Origin of the sequence: Nonomuraea maheshkhaliensis, assembly GCF_039529435.1 — a bacterium.
GTDB classification, from domain to species: Bacteria; Actinomycetota; Actinomycetes; order Streptosporangiales; family Streptosporangiaceae; genus Nonomuraea; species Nonomuraea maheshkhaliensis.
This window is the reverse complement of the sequence record NZ_BAAAMU010000053.1, coordinates 19,002-37,477: the sequence shown is the minus strand read 5'-3', so window position 1 is coordinate 37,477 and position 18,476 is coordinate 19,002. Positions and strand designations below refer to the sequence as shown.

Sequence of the window (18,476 nt, the reverse complement as noted above, 5' to 3'; positions counted from 1 at the left end):
GGGCGGGCTCACCTGCTTGCCGACGACCTTGTCATGGAAGGTGTTGTGGTGGAATTCGAGGTGATCGCCGCCGTAGGTGGGCCGCTGGTCCACGTACTCGTGGATGTGCTGGTCACCGGCTGACTGATAAACCGCGCTTTGATCCGAGGCATGCGCCTCCATCTGCACGTTGCGCGCACGGTCGCCGGTCGGGACGGTGCCGGAGTTGTCGCCGCCGATGGCGACCGACCGGTCGCCCTCGGCTGACACCTGCGCCGTCTTGTGCTCAGCAGCCGATGCCGTCCCAGTGCCTGGGACACCGGCGGCAGGACGGTCGGCGCTCTTTGCTGCAGTTCGGTCAGATGATTGTGGAGGGCGGCACCGACCAGTCCGGCCAGTTGGTCGGCGGTGTGGAAGGTGCTGCACAGCAAGGCGGCGCTCAGCTCCTGCCGTAACGCTTCGATCTGAGACAGGTCTTGATCCATCCGGGATCGTGGCCATGGGGCGTCCGGGTCGAGCAGGAAGATCAGGGTGGGTTTGCCCGCATCGACCGCCTGCCGGTATTCCAACTCGGTGATCGACATGCTCTGCCCAGGCGGGATGTAGCCGTAGCGCCAGGCGAAGATGCCCACATACACGTCGCAGTCGCGGACATCACGCAGGCACTTGTCCAGCGGGCGTCCGGACTCGGCGACGTAGGCCTCCATGGCCACGCCGGGCAGCCGCATCCGCTCCACGACCAGCCGCACCGCCGCTCGCTCGGCTTGGAGATCTTTGAACGTGGAGGACACATAGATCTTCGCCACGTCGCAACCCGCCCGTTCCCTCAGATGGCCATGTCGCTATGCGCATCCCCCGACACCGCCAGTATCCGCCCCGAACCCGTACCTGCGCGCGTCTACGCGACTCGCAGTCCAAGGCTGTAACCGGATCGGCTAGGAGCGATGCTTGAGACCTGTGGATCGGTCGGAAGAGGGGCGTACCTTCCCGATGATCATGTGAGTTCGCAAGCATGATCGACGCGTCAACGCCGATCGGGAAGCTCGTGATCACTGTAGTCCCTGACGCCAGCGGCGACCGCGACGCGACCGCCGCCGGGCTGAGCCGACGAGCGTGATGCCGTATTTCAGAAAGGCCCGGTCTGAACGGTTTCAGACCAGGCCTATGGGTTTAGTTGTGGGTTGGTTCCTGTCTGACTTGGTTGATGATTTGTTGGAGTGTGATGAGCCAGTGCAGGTTTTCGCGATGTAGAGCGGTGAAATGGTCGTGCATGTGCCAGCGGAGGCCGCCGAGTTCATCGCCGAGGGCGGCGGAGTCCTGTCGTGTCTCAGTGCGTCCGTTGGCGATCTCGGCGCGGAGTCCGGAGAGCTCGGTCAGCACCAGAAGGAAGCCGACCGCGGTGGTGTCCGCGTCGGCGCGGGTGTTCGTCTCAAGCGTCTCAATGCGTTGCACCAGCTCGAGGAACAGTGCTTCTGAGTTCACGCACATCCTTCCCTTACCAGGTGAGATAGGGGATCCCGGGTCTGCCTTTTGACGACGCCGGGCTTGTTGATGAGCACAGTGACATACGTCTGGGCGAGTGCGGAGCAGGAGACCACGGCGGGTGTGAATCTTTCTCCCGAACTTCGGCGTGTTTTCCTCCACGGGGTGTGTTCTTCCGCCCAGGGATACGCGGGCGAAATGGACCCAAGTAGGGATAAAGCTGGGGCAATCGCTGCACGTTCTTGGGAATGAAGGCCAGGTAAAATCTTCTGGCGATCAGCTCGTACGGTGAGTTATCCACAGGGTGTGGCGAGCGCATTGGTGATCGCGTACGGAGAAGGTCTCCGCCAGGGTGTTCGATCTTCGCGTACCTACAGGGAAGCACGGTGTCGTGTCGAAGTTCGACATATGCCATTCAGACGGGATTGACAAGAAAGCCCACCTTATAAAGCTCGTCCCTCGAATGCAGTCGAGGGATTGAGCCAACCAGGTGGAAACGTTCTGCGGCGCAGTGTAAAACGTCCGTAACGGCGGCTCGCGTGATCAGACCTGGGCCGTACGACCCCGTTGATTCAGCTCGTTTACCTGGGACGGGATACCACATTGCTAGTCAGATACATACAGAGCTGACCGTGCCCATCTTCCACGAGGACGCACCCCCTTCAGCTGTCGCACTCGACCGGTTCGTCAACCGCTTCAAGCTGACCCGCCACATCGTCACCCTCATCAACGACGACCCACCCCCGGACCGGATCCTCTACCTCCACGGCCCCGACGGCGTCGGTAAATCCCTACTCCTCCGCCACCTGGAAACCCGGGCCTGCCTGCGCACGGAGGACCGCTGGCCGGACCTCCGCGACACCCCCGACACCGAGCTCCTCGACCGCCTCGCCGAGCACGGCCACCCGGTGCCGGTGGCCAGGATCGACTTCGGCGCCCCGCCGGCGGGCGACAACCGGCCGCTGGAGGCGTTCTCGGCACTGTTCATGCTGAAACGCCGGCTCGCCCCCCGCATCGCCACCCCACGCTTCGACTTCGCCGCCATCACGTACCTGCACAAACTGGGCTTCGACCTAGCCCACCGCATCCGCGAGCTGTTCCCGAGCAGCGAGGTCGACACCGCGCTCGACATCGCCGACGCCTTACTCACGCTGCCGTTCCTGCGCGGCGGCCGGCACATGCTCACCTCCCGCATGGACGAGACCTTCACCCGCCGTCGCGCGCAACGCCGCCTCTCCCACGAGGACGCCGATCACATCCTGGCCCTCGTCCCCGAGCCCGACCTGCTGTACGAGCTGCCGCAGCTGTTCGCCAAGGACCTCAACGACGCCGCCGCCGAGCACGACCCGATCGTGCTGCTCTTCGACACCCACGAGGCGTTCTTCGGCGACACGGACGACCTGTTCCACGCCGACAAGCCGATGCGCGACGAGTGGCTGCGCTGCCTGCTCGGCCAGCTCGACCTGGGCTCCGGCATCGTCGCCGTCGTGGCGGGCCGCACCCGCCCGCCGTGGCCGTCCGCTCCCCTCTTCCCCATCCCCGAGCAGTACGTCGATCACCGCCTGGTCGGCCCCCTGACCACCGCCGACGCCACCCACTACCTCACCCTGGCCGGCGTCACGGATCCAGCCGTACGGACAGCACTCGTCACCCACGCCTCCACCGCCCCCGACGAGGTGCACCCCTACTCCCTCGGCCTCTGCACCGACATGGCACTCGCCGCCGACGGGACCCCGATCGACAGGGAACGCCGGCTACCCGCCGAGGCCGAGCACGGCATCGTGGCCGTCAGCGCCTGCCGCGCCTTCACCGCCGACACCTTCCACCACCTCGGTCAAGCCCTCGGCTTCCCCACCGACCCCACCGCCTTCGCCAGGCTGACGGCCTTCTCCTTCATCTCACCGCTGCCTGGGGGTACAGGCGCGTACGCCATGCACCCCATCCTGCGCCGATCACTCCAACACCTCCACCCCGACGAGGTACGCAAGGCCCACGAAGCCCTGGCCTGGCACTACGGCGAACGCCAGGAGTTCACCGCCGACTTAGAAGCCACGTACCACCTGAGCCACCTGGACCCCCACCAGGGATCGGCGGCCTGGATCGCGCTCATGGACCGCAGCCTCGCCACCAGCCGCTTCGACCGCTGCCGCACCCTGACCAACCTCCTCAACGACCTGCGCACAGACGGGGACCAGGGCCCCTGCCTGTACCGGGTGGCCAGAGCCCACCTCGCCCTCGGCAACTGGCCCCAGGCCGAAGCCCTGATCGACGGTCTCCCCTTCAGCTCCGCCTACGCCGTACTCGTACGTGCCGAGATCGCCTTCTACAGAGGCGACCTCGATCAGGCCGAGCACCTGGCCCACGCCGCCCTGGCTCTCACGGACGAAGACGCCCGGGAGGGCTTCCTGTTCCGCCTGGCCGGGATCGAGCTGCACCGAGGCCGTTTCACAGCAGGCCGCGACCACGCCACCGAGGGCCTGAACATAACCAGCGACCAAGCACCGTGGCTCAAGCTCCTGGCGGAGATCGAGTATTTCTCCGGCAACCTGGAACGCGCGGACACCCTCATCACCCAAGCCCACCAAAACGTCACCGACCAGGCCCTGCACGCCGACCTCCTCCAGACCACCGCACTGATAGCCGAAGCCACCGGCTCCTGGGAAACCGCCCTGACCAGCCAGGCCGAAGCCCTCACCATCCGCAAAGCCGCAAAAGACGCCCGCGGAATCGCCCAGTCCCTTCACGGTCTCGGCAGGGCCCGCTGCGGCCTGGGCCTCACGCAGGAAGCCGCCCAAACCCTGGCAGAGGCCGGCCGCATGGCCCGAGACCTCGGCGACGACCTGCTCGCGGCGCGGATCACCCACAGCGAAGCAGCCGTCCACCGCGCCGACGACGACCAGACGACCGCCCGGCAACTGACCATCCAGGCGTTGCGAGAGTTCGAACACCACGGCACCCCGTACGACGTCGCCTCCGCCTGCCTCTCCCTGGCCCGCCTCACGCACGGGCGCGAGCGCGTCCGGTACGCCGACCGCGGCCGACGCGCCATCGCCTGGAGCGGCTTCGGCATCCTCACCCAGCTCTTCCCGGACCAGGCGGTCCCGCCGGCCCGCCGCATCCTCAACGGGCTCACCGGCTTCTGCTGCGGCGACGCGCTCGGCGTCCCCTGGGAGGGCAAACCTCCCCAAGACATCCACCTGACCGAAACGCTCACCGCCCAGAGAGGCTGGCCACCCGGCAGCACCTCGGACGACACCGAACAACTCGTCCTGCTCGCCCAGAACCTGATCACCACCGGCGGCTCAGAAGTGACCTTCCTCCAGGCCCTGACCGCGGCCCTCCCCACCATGCGCGGAGCCGGCCCCACCACACGCCGAGCCGTGCAGCGGTTCGCGACCACCGGATCCCCGGTCGCCGACGGCGGATCGACCAACGGCGCCATGATGCGGGTGCTCCCCATCGGCTGGGCCCTGCCGGCCATAGAGGCCGAACGCCGCCGCGACCTGGCCGTACGCCTGACCAAGACCACCCACGCCGACCCCCGAGCCATCGCCGCCGCGTGCGCTGTGGCGGCCATGGGATCGTGGGCCCTGGAAGGCTGCACCACCGAGGACCTGGTCACCGTCGCCCGGGAAGAACTGGCTCATTTCGGCGCCTCCTTCCCCACAACCTGGCAACCCGCTCCCGCCGGCGTGTCCCTGGAGGTCTCGGACACCTTGGGCGCGATCCTCCACATACTCCCCCTCCACGACGACCCGATCGAAGCCATGCGGTACGCCGTCAGCCTCGGCGGGGACACCGACACCGTGGCCGCGATCATCGGAGGCATCCTGAGCTGCGGCCAGGACACGTTGGAGGTTCCATGGCAACCGCAGGTCCTGCTCCCGCCCGGCCTGGACTCGCTCGCCGAAGGGCTGCGGGCCATGCGGGAGGCAGCGTACGGCTGACTTCTGTATCAGCCGAGACCCAGCTTCGCGCGTGCGTACTTGACCCCCGTATGGAGAACGGGAGGAACGGTGATCAAGGCGACGATCGCGTCGCCGAGGCTGCTCTGTGCGATCTCCAGGACCACCCAGCCCAGCAGCAGGGTCAGCGGGGCCCACGTACGCAGCTCGGAGCGCAGGATCCAGCGGGCCACCGCCAACAGTGAGCCCGTTCGGCCTGGCGGGCGGCGCAGGGTCAGGGCCAGCGCCGGCATGCCCCGAAGCAACCCGAAGGCGAAACGCGCACGGGCCTGACTGCCTGGTACGACGTCCAGCTCGCCGAGCCATTCGTCGAGATAACTTGCCCGCAGCGTCGCGGGCAGGATCATCGAGCCCAAGGCGAGCATGCGACCCGCGACGCCGGTTCCGCCCGGCAGGTGCAGGCGGGCGAGCGTTTGGAGTTCGTCGGCGATGGCCCGCAGGCCGAGGCGCTCCGCGGCCGGCGCGATGACATCCAACGTCTGCCGGCTCTTGAGCTGCCGTCGGGCCGGCGTCAAATACTGGAGGGTACGCATGTTGTGCAGTCGATCAAGCACCTTCAGTGCGAGGACACGCTCGTCGGCGGCGTCGATCGCGGCTTGGTCGTACTGGCGGTCAAGATCGGTCATGCCCTGGATCAGCCCGATGATCGCGTCGCCGAACTCCGTGCGGAGCTGCGCGGCGGTGCAGCCTGTGTCGGCGATCACGTCGTGGAGCAGAGCGGCGCAGACGCTGTCGCAGTCCAGACCCACCTCGGCGGCGACTTCCGCGACGGCGACCGGATGAGTGATGTACGGATCGCCGCTCTTGCGTGCCTGCCCCGAATGGAAATGGGCGGCGAGCCTGTAGGCGCGCTGGATCCGGTCACGTTCCGCGGCGGTGAACCTGGCGCTCAGTTCGGCCCGCAGCGGGGCCACCGGGAGGGTCATGACGTCGCCGTCCGTAGATGTGTGACCGTACGTGACCGCTCGGCCCGGTCGAGGGCGGCGCGCGCCTTCACCGCGCCCTCGTCGGTCAGCAGGTAGTAGTGGCGAGCCCGGCGTCCCTCGGCCAGGTGCTCGGCCCGAGATTCCTCGTGACGCTCAAGCCAGCCGAAGTCGCGCTCCAGCCGGGCCAGGATCGGGTAGACCGTGCCGGGGTGTTGGCGGGTCTGCTCGCACAGCTCCAGGCCGTAACGGCGCTGCGCCGGGTCGGACAGCAGCACTTGCAGCACCAGCATCGTCTGCAAGGTCATGCGGGGACCATCTGCCATGTATCGAACTCTAGACATCCAGCACGAAGCGTGACACTACCCCCTCCGCCATAACAGTCTGACGAACGTCGCCGGCCACTCAGCCCAGGAGCGGGTGGCCTGCCCGGTTGCCGAAGCCATTTCGCCTTACCGGCCAGCCGGGTGCGGGCCTCGATGCTCGTCAGGTCCGCACCCGCCACTTCCGGGCGCTGGGGCGATCAAGCCACAGGTGGGTGCCGTCCGGATCGACGGTCAGCCCGAACCGGTCGTAACCGGGCCTCCCGAGCGAGACCCACTCCCGATAGGCGGACGACAACTCATCCCAAAGCCGCCGCTCACCGTACTGCGCCACCTCCCCCTCAGCCGCTCCGGGCTTTCGATCACAGGCCGCCCACGAGCCTTCGCCGGCGTGATCGTCCAGCTCGTACAGCAGCAGCGAGTCCTCACCGTCCTCGCAGACGTCGTACCAGCCGACCCGAGGAACCAGCGCCTGGCACAGCAGTAGCGCACCCAGGTCCATGTTCCAGAAGATCCGAGGGTGGACCTTCGTCGTGGAGCGGTGTGCCGCCTCGTGGTGGTGGCCGTTCCATCGGGTGTTGAAGCGTTGCTCGCGCAGCATCATGTAGCTGGCGGTCCCGTGGAAGCGGCCGACAGCCGTGGTCTCATCCAGCACCTCCAGGCGCAGTTGGTGCCCGACCAGCCCGCCGGCGTGCCAGGGCAGCACGATGACGCCGCCCGGCCTGGTCTGCTCGATCCAGGCCATCGGGATGTCGGACACACCCACCGTCACATGCACCCGATCGAACGGCGCCCGCTCGGCCCGGCCTTCGGTGCCGTCACCGACCACCAGCTGAGCGGCGCACCCGGCCTCGCCGAGATTGGCCGCGGCCCGAGCTGCCACCTCAGGATCGACCTCGATGGAGACGACACCGTTCGCTCCGGCAGCCCACGACAGCAGACCTGCCGTCCAGCCGGAGCCCGTCCCGATCTCCAGGATGCGATCACCCACCTGGGGAGCCAGCAACTCCAGGAAGGGGAACATGATGCCGGGGGCCGAGACCGACGACGAGAAGAGGCCCTTGCCGCTGAGCGGGTCGCCGGCCCCGTCGTCGGTCTGCAGGATGATGGAGGTGTCGGCGTACACCGCCGTCCACCAGCCCACCGGATCCTCGTCGAGGTCGAACCGGCCCCGCGGCGCGCTGGCATGGTTCGAGGTGAACCAGGCCGCAGCAGGCGCGAAAAGGTGCCGGGGCACCGCACGAAGCGCCTCCTCCCACCTCGCCTCCGTCAGCGAGCCTCGGCTGCGCAGGTGGGCGGCCAGTTTCGCGATCAGGTCGTCGAACGTGAGACCGTCCGGGGGCGTCATCGTGCCCATGCCGGACCCAGCTGCAGAACGTCCGCCAGCGCCTCCGGCACGGGCAGGCCCGCCTTCTGGTTGAGCCAGCCCCACTCCCCGCTCTGGTTGGTCTCCAGGAAGTGGTGGCGGCCCTGCGGGTCGCAGATCAGGTCGGCGGCGCCGTACACCAGGTTCAGCCGTTCGTGCAGCTCCACCAGCCGATCGCTGATCTCGTTCGGAAGATCGACGCGCTCGTACGTGAGGGAGTCGTAGTCGCTGCGCCAGTCGATCGTGCCCTGCTCGCTGGCGCTGTCGATGCGCACCGCGAGCACCTGGGCGCCGATCACGAGAGCCCGTACCTCGTACGCCTTGTCCACCCATTCCTGGAACAGTTGCGCGGTGCGCGCCAGAGCCGGATCGAGCAGCTCATCAGGGTCGTCCAGGGGCTTGGTGTAGATGACCCGCACCTGGCCCTCGTCCGCGTGCCAGATGCCACCGACCGCCTTGTAGACGAACGGCCTGCCGAGCTCCTTCGCCCACGCGTGCGCTTCCTGAGGGTCGTTGGTGATGATCGTCTTGGGTACGTTCAGCCCGACGCGAGCGGCCGTGACGAGCTGGATCGGCTTGTATTCGGCCCGCATCGCGGCCATCGGATCGTTGACCCACAGGCAGCCGCTCTGCCGCAACGCGGCCAGCACCCCGCCGAACCCGTAACGGGCTTCCGCGTAGGCGAAGGCGCGTTCCGGGGACGACATGCGCTCGTCCATCCGGAACTGGGTGGGGCGCCTGGTGTAGATCGCGCCCACGCCGGCCAGGTCGAGCTCGCCGCGTACCGTACCGACGACGCCTGACCAGCCGCGGCGGCCCGTCTCGATGTGAGCCGCCATCGAGGCGTGCGCCGGGAAGTCGGCGGTGTCCAGAGCGACGACGGGGACCCCGCGGCCGGCCAGCTCGGCTGCGACGCGTTCGGCCGCGGTGTCGGTGTCGTCGGTGATGATCAGGACGGTGTGCGTCACGTCAGTCCTTGACCTGCTCCTCGCTGGGGACGGTCCCGTCGCTGCTGGTCTCACTGGTCTCGTTGCTGCGGCCGCCACCGTGGTTCCCGGCGGCGACGGGTGCCGGCGCGACGAGGTGACGCAGACCCCACGGGCGTGCTTCGCCGGCCGGGGTGCCGGCGGCCGACAGGATGTGCTCGGTCGGGGACATGGGGAAGAAGTCGCCGGCCCGGAAGGGGGTTCCGCGCGATTCTCCGTCCGGGGAGTGGGTGATGAGGTCGAGAGCCGACTGGTCGTCCTGCTTGGTGCTCGTACGCATCGAAGTGTTCCTCCTTCTACCTGTCCGCCTTGTGCGGGCAGGCCGGTATTTCCGGACAGCGCTTCTCTCCTGGCGCCACCCTCCACCGCACCGGCACCGCGTCCGGACCCGGCGGAGCGGGGTGCGTGCTGTGGAAATCGTCATCGTCCACCACAGGAACTCACCGCCTTTCCTGACGAGCGATCCCCGACGTCCGCACCCACGGCCCCCGCGGAGATCGCTACCGATGAACAGGCGTTGGTGAGCGAGGAGCCATCCTCAGTCGCTTCGTGCGCTCCCACGGGCGGCGGCCTGGAGCGCACCGCACAAGCCTCACCCGGAGGAACCACGGACTGGCGCTCACCAACGCCATGCCGCTCAACCTAACTTAACCTGTCCTACCCTGTCTATAGACTTCTTAGCCATGCCTGTTCTATGTCGGAAAGTCCACTAACACGTATGGTCGTCCTGTGATCGAGTGGGACCCCAGGCTCTACAAGTGGGAGCAGATAGCGAACGTCGTCGCAGAGCGCATCGACGACGGCACCTACCCACCGCTCACCTTGATCTCCGAGGTGAAACTTCAGGAGGAGTTCGACGTCGCCCGTGTGACCGTACGGAAGGCGATGGAGAACCTCAGGAACCGGGAACTGATCACGACCAAGCCCGGCAAGGGTTCCATAGTCGCGCCACAGTAGATCACTACACCCATGCTCTGCGGGTCCCCGCGACACCCCGCTCGCGGCAACGCGGCGACACCGACGCACTGCACCCCCTGAACGCCTGGGACCAGACACTGGCCGATCTCTACGCCAACAGTGGGCTCGCCTTCGATTGCCGTTTTCGCACCGGCCAGGCCCCACGGGATGAGATCGCCGGCGCCTACGTCAGCGGGGCAGCGACGGCACCTACCGGCCCAAGCACCTGTTGTCCGAGGTGCAGCTCATGCAGGAGTTCGGCGTCGGCTGACACACGCCGCCAACCCGCTCATGCGGATCAGCCACGAAAGCATCTACCGCGCGATCTACATGATCCCGCGCGAGCTGTGCACCAAGCTGCGCACGCGCCGTCCCACCCGCAAGAACAAGAAGAACACGGTCAAGGGCCCATGGCGTTCCCGGATCATCGGGGCACGGCCCTGTTAGCGGTCAGCAGGAAACCCCGGTCGGCGGCCATGACGATCCTGGTGGATGGCCATGGCTGTCCGGGTAGGCGGCCACGATAACCCTGGAGGTGGACTCGCCTGCTGAAGGGCCGACTCGCGCCACCGGGCTGGGTTTCGTGCGCTCGTCCGTCCGGCCCGGACGCACGTGTTGAGGCCTGGTACGACGGTGCTCGATGCCAGCCACGTTTCAGCGCCGGCCACCGCATGGCGATCGTAAGTCGCTCTGCGTGAACTTCCTGATCGGAACCGAGACTTCGACGTGTCCGCCAGACTGGGTATCGGGTGACCGTGTGCCGGGAGAACTGCTGTCCGTATGCCGGGATCGTGGTGTCCGACTGCCGGGAGAACCTCGTGTCCGTTCACAGGCCCGATCGAGGGACGGCCTGACGCCGCCAACGCCCGAACCGAGCTCGGCCACCTCGAAGGCGACCTCATCATCGGAGCCAAGAACAGCCAGATCGCGATACTGGTCGACCGCAAGTCCCGCTACCTGACCATGGTCCCGCTCCCCAGCCGTCACACCGCGACGGTCATCCCCGCCCCGCAGCAGGCGTTCACACGGATGGATGTGCCCGCCTACGCAGCACCCTGACCTGGGACCGCAGCATGGAACTCGCCGGCCACCAGCTGCTGACCGAAGCGACCGACACCGTCTGAAGGCGGACTTTGGTAGATCTTTCTGCATTATTCGCGTTGACCGAGTTGCCGACAGCGCTTCTCCTGCTTGGCTTCGCTCCCGGCAGGGCCGTCGATCACGCCTTCTGGAGCTCTTGACCTGCAAGAACGTCAGGTACGCTCGCTGCACCCACAGGCTCCCGGTTTAGACCTATCAGTCCTTCATCGTCACTTTTGTCACGGTCTGCATGGTTGAATCCGGCCTCGTCCAGGGAGGTCCCCCGCTTCCATGACGCCAGATATCCAGAAGTTCATCGACTCGGTCTTTTTCTTGACCTCGTGGTATCAGCCTGCCGAGGCAGAACCTGGTGCCCTTACGCCCCTTGCACAGGCTTCCGACCCAACCTCCGTGGCGGACTCCAGCCCGCACGTTGCCGAGGATCAGCAGGGCCACCGGCCCCCTGGCTCTCAGGACGATGCGGAGATCGCCGATTCGCAGGACCATGAGGACCAGGCGGGCCCACCGGCGGGCGGACCTCATGGTGGGCCGCGTACCGATGCGGACGACTCCCAGGACGCTCAAGGGAGCTACCAGAGCCCGCATGGTAAGGGCCCGAATTCTCAGGAGTTCGGGCAGGGCTTTCCGGAGGAGCCGGGCACCTCGTCGGCCCCGAATCGCGACAGCAACAGCCAGAGCGGCGGGAACCCGAACGGATCCCATCAGGACGGCTCCCACCATCAAGAAGGTGCCGGCCCATCGGTCGTAGCGACCCGGCCCGTACCAAGGCCGACTCATGGCTCGGACGACACCCCACCGTCCGAAAGCACGCCACCGTCAGAGACGCCAGAGGCCACTCCCACCTCAACGTCGGGCGGGCCTGCCCCTACGACTACCCCGCAACCTACTTCGGACGCACCGACGTCCACCGAGACGCCGTCATCCACCCCGACCTCCACGACGTCGGATTCGTCCTCCCCTACACCCACGACTTCCGAGTCCCCCACAGCCACCCCCACGACCACGGCCGAGTCGCCTTCGCCCACCCCCACGGCGTCCGAGTCAGCTTCGCCCACGTCTACGGCATCCGAGTCGCCATCGCCTACAGAGACCGCCACGGCCTCCGAGGAGGCCCCCTCCCCCGTGGACACCGCCACGGCATCGGAGTCACCGGCCGCTGCGGCGACCGACGAAGCCGAACCGTCCGCCACCCCCAATTCAGCAGCGACAGACGACACTTCTACTTCGCCCGCGCCGGAGGCCGCAGCCGACGAGAACACGGTGGCCACGCCGGAGGTTGAAGCCGACGAAGGTGCCGCTGCCTCGCCGCCGGCAGCCAGCACCACCACTTCCAGTGCCGTCCCCGCGCACGTCAACACCGCGGCGTCCAGTCATCAGTGGGGCTTGTCCACCACGACGACGGTCACCTCGGCGGTGGTGCTCCTGGTCGCGCTGCTGGCCGGGCTCGCGGTGCTCGTGGCCAGGTCCCGCAGGACGCGCCTGGCCACCCCGGAATACGTCGAACCCGTGCCTTCGGCTCCGGCTCCCCTCCCCGCCAGGGCTGCCGGGGAGGAGAACCCGTGGACGCGGCAACTTCTCGAAGCCCTCGACAACGTCATCGCCCTCGATAAACAGGACAGCGCCCCATCCGGTGCGGAACATCCTCGTCCCGGGACCGATTCGCCTGCGCACGACTCCGACGAGGACCCAGAGGCGACCGCCGCCTGGAGCCCGCCGTTCAAGTCGTCCGCCCCGCCCGGGCCGCTGGAAGCCTTCTTCGAGCCCGCGGACGCGTCCCCACCTGATGACCTCGCCGAGGAGGACTCCGAAGACGAGCAGGTCAGTGAGCACCCGGCCACTGATGACGACGACACCAGGCCCGGGAGCACTGGCGACTCCACCCCGTAGTCCTGGGGCCGAGGTAACCAGCCGACGCCCTCCCTGACGCCGGGTTGAACGTCCTGCTCGGGCGCCCCGCTCGCGTCGAGCTGAAGGTGGCCGGCCTCTGGCCACCTCAGCCCGCACGGCACCTGGGTCAGTGGAGGGAGCCGCCGGTTTCCTTCAGGTCTGATGTCGTGGTGGCCGCCGCGGACACGATCGCGGTCAGGGCCGCCGCGATCGAGTCGACGGGCATCGACGGCTTGTCGCCGTCCGGGACCTGTTCCGGCAGGTACGGCACGTGGACGAAGCCTCCGCGCACCCCCGGCCGGCCGGAGGCGATGAGATGCATCAGGCCGTAGAAGACGTGGTTGCAGACGAACGTGCCCGCCGTGTGCGAGACGGACGCCGGCAGGCCGGCCTCGCGGACGGCGGCCACGCAGGCCTTCACCGGGAGGGTGGCGAAGTAGGCCGCCGGGCCGTCCGCGACTACGGGCTCGTCCACGGGCTGTACGCCCTTGTTGTCGGGGATGCGGGCGTCGTCGAGGTTGATGGCTATGCGTTCGACCGAGATGCCCGGCCTTCCGCCCGCCTGGCCGACGCAGATGACGACGTCGGCGCCGGACTCCTCTACGGCGGCGCGCAGCTGTGCGATGGCGTCGTGGAAGGTCACCGGCAGCATCGCCGTCGTCAGCGATAATCCGTCCGGCGGGGTGGTCGCGACGCGTTGCACCGCCTGCCACGACGGGTTGACGCCAGAGCCGTCGAAGGGCTCGAATCCGGTGAGCAGCACGTGGGTCATGAATTTCCTCTGTCAGCCGGGGGTCAGGCGCGGGTAACGAGGATGCCGTCGTCGTCGCTGAACAGTTCGGCTCCGGGGTGGAAGGTGGCGCCGCCGAAGGTAACCGGGACGTCGCGTTCGCCGGCTCCCGTTTTGCTGCTCTTGCGGGGGTTGGAGCCCAGGGCCTTGATGCCCAGGTCCAGCTCGCGCAGGGCGGCGACGTCTCGTACCGCGCCGTTGATGATCACGCCCGCCCAGCCGTTGGTGACGGCGAGGCCCGCGATGACGTCGCCCATGAGGGCGGCGTGCAGGGAGCCGCCGCCGTCGACCACCAGGACGCGTCCCTCGCCGGGCTCCTCCAGAGCCGATTTGAGCAGGACGTTGTCCTCATGGCAGCGGACGGTCGCGACCGTGCCGGAGAAGGCGCGGCGGCCGCCGTACTGGGAGAGCTGGAGGTCGCAGGAGTCGAGCTGCTCGCCTCGCTCGTCGTAGAGGTCTGCGGTCACAATGGTCATGGCGCGGCCTTTCTGCGCATCGGGCGTCCCGCTGGTCGAAGCGGCGCTCCGGCCGACCGTATCGGCTCAGCCGTCAGAGGGCGGGACCGGGCAGGCCGTCGTACGTGAGGCGGCAGGTGGCGCGGTGCTACCTGAGCACCCCGGCCACCCGCCGCCCCTCAACTACCGCTGATCCAGGACCGTGACGTCGTGGTAGACCCAGGCTCCCCGATGGGAGTCGTCGCCTTCCCATTGGACGGCGTAGGTGTATTCGCCTGGCCCGGTGGGGGTGTCGGTGAAGCTGAAGGACCCGTCAGGAGCGGGCGTCAGCTCGAACAGCTGCGTCAGGTCGGCGCGGGCGAGCGCGCGATGCACCTTGAGCGTGGTGGTCGGCGGGAAAACCCGGTCGCCGGCCTTCAGTACGCCGCTGAACTGGAGTCGTTCGCCGGCGGACCCTTCTGACGGGCCGGACAAGGTCAGTGACGAACGGGGCAGAGCGACGGATATGGTCCTGTAGGTCTTGCTCCATCGGTGATCTGCGTTGCCGTTCCAGAACACGTCATATGTGACCTTGGTGGGCGGCAGTGTGTCCGGGATGGTGAACGTGCCATCCGCCGCGGTTGTCACATCCGGAAGTGGTGTCACAGGACTGCCGCTCAGAGGCGACCTACGGGTCACGGTGATCGTCTGCGCGCCTGGGGCCGAACCATCGCTCAGTGTGAGCCGTCCCGTCAGGGTGAACTCCTCGTACGCGGTCGCCGTGGAGGGCCCCGTCAAGGTCAGCTTGGACGGTGGGAGGGTCACTCCGTGCAGCCGCCACAGCCGGAGCCGCTTGTCGCTGTTTCCCCGCAACACGCCGAAGACGTCAGCCCCGGAGAAGGCGAGACTTCCGAGGGAATTGGACGCCGGTGGGGTGGTGTGGTGCAGCGTCGTCGCCGTGGAAGTGCCGTACAGGGTGAATGCGCCCTTCCAGCCGCCAACGACGTGAGCGCCGTCCGGGCTGATCGCGACGGCCGCCGGGGAGTCTGCCGCTTCCGTGGCGTAGTCGCGGACCTTGGCCAGGCTGGTGGTGTCCCAGGCGCCGAGTTGGTGGGTGCCGGCGTCCACGGAGATGACGGTCGAGCCGTCGGGCGTCAGGGCGAGGTCGTTCGGGAGGCCCTGGTCGTTCGGGAGGCTCGCGATGGTGCCGCGCGGGGTGGCAGGGGTGCCGCTGATGTCGTATATCAGGAGGTCGGAGGACTCGGTGGAGGTGTTGGCCACCGCCAGCGTGTCTCCGGCGGCGGCGACCCGGGGTGCGTCGAACGTACCGGCGTCGATGGGGACGGGCACCGGTGTCGGCGCCGACAGGTCGAGGCCGATGACCCCGCCTCCGGTCTCGCGATAGCAGCCGTGGCCGACCCACAACCGGCTGCCGGAGAGCGATAGGTTCACCGGGCACGGGTAGGCGGTCAGGTCGATGTGCCGGACGATGCTGAGATCGGCGGTGTCGACTTCGGCCACCTGGTGCGAGCCGCCCAGCGCGGCGTACAGGCGGGTGCCGTCCGGGTTGAGGGCGAGGCCGGCCGCGCCGGACAGGCCGGTGATGCTGCCGGTGAGCGTGCCCTGGGTGTCCGTGACGAGGATCCGGGTGTTCGCGGAGACGAAGACCTTGCCGCCGCCTGCGGCTACGTCACCGCTTCTGGATGCGACGGACGGCATGAGCACGCCGAGGTCGGTCGTGGAGTCGGCGGCTGAGGCGGCCGGTGCGAGTGCGGTGAGCAGGCCGGCCGCCACGGCTAAGGCGCCGCTGAGGGCGAGCAGGCGGCGCGTTGCCGATGAGCCGGCGCCGCGTTTCGGTGAGCGCACGTGTCCTCCTGGAGGCGCATAATGGGAACGTGAGTTCGATGCACTGTGATCATGAAGGCGGGGGCTCCAGGAGTCAAGCCCTGTGATCAGTGGTCAGAGAGGAGTTCGCGGGGCAGGGCTTCGGCCCACCAGCGTTCGACGCGGTCCGGGGGCCAGCCACGTTCGGTGGTGAGGGTGGTGTAGACGTCGATGCTGCACATCGCCGCGTAGATGTCGGCTGCGGTCGGCACGTCCAGGCCGGGGCGGAGGGTGCTGGCCGGCCATGACGAGAACACCGCCACGCGGGTCTCGGCGGCGCGGGCGCGGCTGTCGCGGTAGAGGGTGGCCAGTTCGGGTTCCGTACGGGCGGCTTCGCGGAGCGGGACGATGATGTCTCCGGCGTCTTCGTACAGCCGCCGGTCGAAGGCCGCCATCGCGGCGAGCTGCCGTTCGGGCGTCGCTCCCGGGGCCTCCAGTTCGGCGAGCTGGCGCGCGGGGTCGGCGGACAGGCCGGCGGCGTCCGCCAGGGCCCGGGTCAGGCCGGCCTTGTTGCCGTACACCGAGTAGACCGTCGGCACGGAGACGCCCGCCTCGCGGGCGACGTCGCGTACGGTCGTCGCTGTCCACCCCCGCGCGACGAAGAGCCGGCGCGCGGCCTGGGCGATCTCGGCGCGGGTCTCCATCGCCTGCGCCGTACGGCGCAGCGAGTCGTAGCGGCGACGGGTCCCCTCTGCGCTCATGCTGAGTGACGCTATCGCAGCAGCAGGGAGACGCTGTAGGCGACGATCCAGGTGATCCAGCCCAGCCAGCCGATCAGCCCGGCGAGCCCGAGACGGTTGCCGCCTTCGACGTTGTACGGGGCGGCGAGCGCGGACAGCATGAGCAGGGCGGCGCTGAGATAGCCCAGGGCCGCCTGCCAGAAGGGGACGAGGCCGGCGCCGACCCCGGCGGCAGTGAAGCCGAGCAGGGCCATGGCGAGGAATGCCTGGTTGAAGCCGAACAGCACGTTGCTCATCCCCCACAGGCCTGCCATCTCGCCGCGTCCGTGGCGGGCGGCGGTGGCCATGCCGAAGCGCAGCGCCTCGATGCAGGTGAACGTCGCGTTCTGGAGCAGCACTCCGGCGAAGCCCACCAGCGCCCACGCGCCCTGGTCTCCGGTTCCACCCCATAGCGCGGAGAGGAGTCCGGTGGCGAAGAGTGTGAGGAACAGCCAGGTCAGCGGTACGAGGACCGACGGCTTCTTCAGGGCGTCGGTGAGGCCGGCGTACGAGTCGACGGTCGCGTCCAGGCCCTTGCCCGAGGTCGGGAGGGGGAGGCCGGAGCGGAGGTAGATGGCGTTGATGACGACTCCGACGAGCACGAACCCGATCCCGCCGAGCCCTGCCAGAACGGTGAACTCCATGCCGGCGCTCCTCTGATAATTTGGGTTAACGCTCCTTATAATAAATGTATAGCACGTCAATCCACGCGGAGGGGAGACGAGCACCGCATCCGGCACGCCATGGCGGCTGGACCGGTTCGCTTGCCCGCCTGCTGATGGTTGGATGCGCCCATGAGACGGTTACGCGGCCATCCCCGGACCTTCGGCACGGCTGTTTTGGCGCTGCTGATCCCGCTGGCCGCCTGCTCTCCGCCGGACGGCCGCGTATCGGCTCCAGCGCCTCCGGTTGAGCAGTCGTCAGGCGTCGCGGATGACGGCGTTGACTACCTGCGTGCGGTGGGTCGCGATCCGAGGATCGTCGTCCGTAGCTCAACGATCGACTTCCTCGTCGCTGAGAAAGGTGAGGTCAGATACAACGCTGAGAACAGGTGTCTGGAGCTGATGACGACCCGCTCGACGCTTGTCGGGCTGGTTTGGCCGAAGGGGACGGGTCCGGCGCGGGTCGATGGGAAACGCGGTGTGACCGTTCCGGGCCTCGGCGATGTCTTGGAGGGGACGTCGGTAGCTCTGGGCGGCGGGTACGAGAAATGGGGGAAGAAAATGCCGTACGGATACAGGGTGGACGGTGACATCGACTGTCTTTCCCATGCTCCGAACGGCGATGTTTTCGTCATTGCGACTGTGGATGTCGACGGCGTTCAGCGCTTCTTCGAGGTGGCCGGAGCGCCAGGTTCACGCGGGCGGTCCCTCGGGGGGTGTGCGGCGCATCTCTTCTTCCAGAGTCGCGAGAACGGCTTGTGCCACCGCTCTGACCCGGGTGCGGTGCCCGGTCAGTTCTCTGGCGAAGTTCTGGGCGGTGCGGCCGACCCAGATGGCCTGGCCCGCGAACTGGTCGCAGGCCGGGTCGAGTGCCGTCTCCAGTCGGTCCACGTGCGCCCTGGCCTGGGCGATGAGGTGCTGTAACTCCGCATGGCGCGGATTGGGTACCGGAGCCATCGGTTTCCTAGAGGGATTCGATTGGATGGCTTGCAGGGAGCTATCGAACATTATGAGACTT

17 protein-coding genes are annotated in these 18,476 nt (G+C 67.9%); 5 read left to right on the top strand and 12 right to left on the bottom strand.

The window, feature by feature from the left end; translation table 11 throughout:
* Positions 1-8: 8 nt before the first annotated feature.
* Complete coding sequence (locus ABFX54_RS30615; protein ID WP_346110037.1) at positions 9-785, bottom strand: DUF4062 domain-containing protein; 777 nt, start codon at positions 783-785, stop codon at positions 9-11.
* A gap of 364 nt (positions 786-1,149) precedes the next feature.
* The gene (locus tag ABFX54_RS30610; protein ID WP_346110036.1) at positions 1,150-1,461 is read right to left on the bottom strand and encodes a hypothetical protein; all 312 of its coding nucleotides are present in this window, start codon (positions 1,459-1,461) and stop codon (positions 1,150-1,152) included.
* A gap of 632 nt (positions 1,462-2,093) precedes the next feature.
* Between ABFX54_RS30610 and ABFX54_RS30605 the strand changes: the two genes are divergently transcribed.
* Positions 2,094-5,408, top strand: coding sequence for an ADP-ribosylglycohydrolase family protein (locus ABFX54_RS30605; RefSeq protein WP_346110035.1), 3,315 nt, complete (start codon positions 2,094-2,096; stop codon positions 5,406-5,408).
* An 8-nt stretch (positions 5,409-5,416) separates the two neighbouring features.
* Here ABFX54_RS30605 and ABFX54_RS30600 read toward each other — a convergent pair whose 3' ends face one another.
* From ABFX54_RS30600 to ABFX54_RS30580, 5 genes are all read right to left on the bottom strand, one after another.
* Positions 5,417-6,352: an HD domain-containing protein gene (locus ABFX54_RS30600; RefSeq protein ID WP_346110034.1), complete on the bottom strand. Its 936-nt coding sequence runs from the start codon at positions 6,350-6,352 to the stop codon at positions 5,417-5,419.
* Positions 6,349-6,657, bottom strand: a complete 309-nt coding sequence (locus tag ABFX54_RS30595; RefSeq protein ID WP_346110033.1) for a PadR family transcriptional regulator — start codon at positions 6,655-6,657, stop codon at positions 6,349-6,351. Before ABFX54_RS30595 ends, ABFX54_RS30600 begins: the two co-directional genes overlap by 4 nt.
* 178 nt (positions 6,658-6,835) lie before the next feature.
* Complete coding sequence (locus tag ABFX54_RS30590) at positions 6,836-8,020, bottom strand: methyltransferase domain-containing protein (protein WP_346110032.1); 1,185 nt, start codon at positions 8,018-8,020, stop codon at positions 6,836-6,838.
* Complete coding sequence (tgmB, locus tag ABFX54_RS30585) at positions 8,017-9,006, bottom strand: ATP-grasp ribosomal peptide maturase (protein WP_346110031.1); 990 nt, start codon at positions 9,004-9,006, stop codon at positions 8,017-8,019. Before tgmB ends, ABFX54_RS30590 begins: the two co-directional genes overlap by 4 nt.
* 1 nt (position 9,007) lies before the next feature.
* Positions 9,008-9,304 (bottom strand): hypothetical protein, encoded by a 297-nt coding sequence (locus ABFX54_RS30580; protein WP_346110030.1) that lies wholly within the window; start codon positions 9,302-9,304, stop codon positions 9,008-9,010.
* 449 nt (positions 9,305-9,753) lie between these two features.
* On the opposite strand from ABFX54_RS30580, the gene ABFX54_RS30575 reads away from it, so the two are divergent.
* From ABFX54_RS30575 to ABFX54_RS30565, 3 genes are all read left to right on the top strand, one after another.
* Positions 9,754-9,981, top strand: coding sequence for a GntR family transcriptional regulator (locus ABFX54_RS30575; protein ID WP_346110029.1), 228 nt, complete (start codon positions 9,754-9,756; stop codon positions 9,979-9,981).
* A 291-nt stretch (positions 9,982-10,272) separates the two neighbouring features.
* Positions 10,273-10,428 carry a hypothetical protein gene (locus tag ABFX54_RS30570; RefSeq protein ID WP_346110028.1) on the top strand — a complete coding sequence of 52 codons (156 nt, stop codon included), beginning with the start codon at positions 10,273-10,275 and terminating at the stop codon, positions 10,426-10,428.
* A 1,776-nt stretch (positions 10,429-12,204) separates the two neighbouring features.
* Entirely contained in the window at positions 12,205-12,969 is a 765-nt protein-coding gene (locus ABFX54_RS30565) for a hypothetical protein (protein WP_346110027.1), read from the top strand.
* A 127-nt stretch (positions 12,970-13,096) separates the two neighbouring features.
* Here the strand turns inward: ABFX54_RS30565 and pcp are convergent, their stop codons facing one another.
* The 5 genes from pcp to ABFX54_RS30540 all read right to left on the bottom strand — a co-directional run bounded on the left by pcp (position 13,097) and on the right by ABFX54_RS30540 (position 17,440).
* Positions 13,097-13,741, bottom strand: a complete 645-nt coding sequence (gene pcp / locus ABFX54_RS30560; protein ID WP_346110026.1) for a pyroglutamyl-peptidase I — start codon at positions 13,739-13,741, stop codon at positions 13,097-13,099.
* Positions 13,742-13,764: 23 nt separating this feature from the next.
* Complete coding sequence (gene rraA / locus ABFX54_RS30555) at positions 13,765-14,235, bottom strand: ribonuclease E activity regulator RraA (protein WP_346110025.1); 471 nt, start codon at positions 14,233-14,235, stop codon at positions 13,765-13,767.
* A 162-nt stretch (positions 14,236-14,397) separates the two neighbouring features.
* A complete protein-coding gene (locus ABFX54_RS30550; RefSeq protein WP_346110024.1) occupies positions 14,398-16,059 on the bottom strand; it encodes a hypothetical protein in 1,662 nt (553 codons plus the stop codon).
* Positions 16,060-16,145: 86 nt separating this feature from the next.
* Positions 16,146-16,778, bottom strand: a complete 633-nt coding sequence (locus ABFX54_RS30545) for a TetR/AcrR family transcriptional regulator (RefSeq protein ID WP_346110023.1) — start codon at positions 16,776-16,778, stop codon at positions 16,146-16,148.
* 11 nt (positions 16,779-16,789) lie between these two features.
* Complete coding sequence (locus ABFX54_RS30540) at positions 16,790-17,440, bottom strand: hypothetical protein (RefSeq protein WP_346110022.1); 651 nt, start codon at positions 17,438-17,440, stop codon at positions 16,790-16,792.
* A 150-nt stretch (positions 17,441-17,590) separates the two neighbouring features.
* Between ABFX54_RS30540 and ABFX54_RS30535 the strand changes: the two genes are divergently transcribed.
* A complete protein-coding gene (locus tag ABFX54_RS30535) occupies positions 17,591-18,382 on the top strand; it encodes a hypothetical protein (RefSeq protein WP_346110021.1) in 792 nt (263 codons plus the stop codon).
* Positions 18,383-18,476: the final 94 nt, after the last annotated feature.

Coding starts and splice junctions, on each gene's coding strand:
- ABFX54_RS30600 (WP_346110034.1), bottom strand. CDS start 6,352: ATGACCCTCCCGGTGGCCCCGCTGCGGGCCGAACTGAGCGCCAGGTTC.
- ABFX54_RS30595 (WP_346110033.1), bottom strand. CDS start 6,657: ATGACCTTGCAGACGATGCTGGTGCTGCAAGTGCTGCTGTCCGACCCG.
- ABFX54_RS30590 (WP_346110032.1), bottom strand. CDS start 8,020: ATGACGCCCCCGGACGGTCTCACGTTCGACGACCTGATCGCGAAACTG.
- ABFX54_RS30580 (WP_346110030.1), bottom strand. CDS start 9,304: ATGCGTACGAGCACCAAGCAGGACGACCAGTCGGCTCTCGACCTCATC.
- ABFX54_RS30570 (WP_346110028.1), top strand. CDS start 10,273: ATGCGGATCAGCCACGAAAGCATCTACCGCGCGATCTACATGATCCCG.
- pcp (WP_346110026.1), bottom strand. CDS start 13,741: ATGACCCACGTGCTGCTCACCGGATTCGAGCCCTTCGACGGCTCTGGC.
- rraA (WP_346110025.1), bottom strand. CDS start 14,235: ATGACCATTGTGACCGCAGACCTCTACGACGAGCGAGGCGAGCAGCTC.
- ABFX54_RS30545 (WP_346110023.1), bottom strand. CDS start 16,778: ATGAGCGCAGAGGGGACCCGTCGCCGCTACGACTCGCTGCGCCGTACG.
- ABFX54_RS30540 (WP_346110022.1), bottom strand. CDS start 17,440: ATGGAGTTCACCGTTCTGGCAGGGCTCGGCGGGATCGGGTTCGTGCTC.
- ABFX54_RS30535 (WP_346110021.1), top strand. CDS start 17,591: ATGAGACGGTTACGCGGCCATCCCCGGACCTTCGGCACGGCTGTTTTG.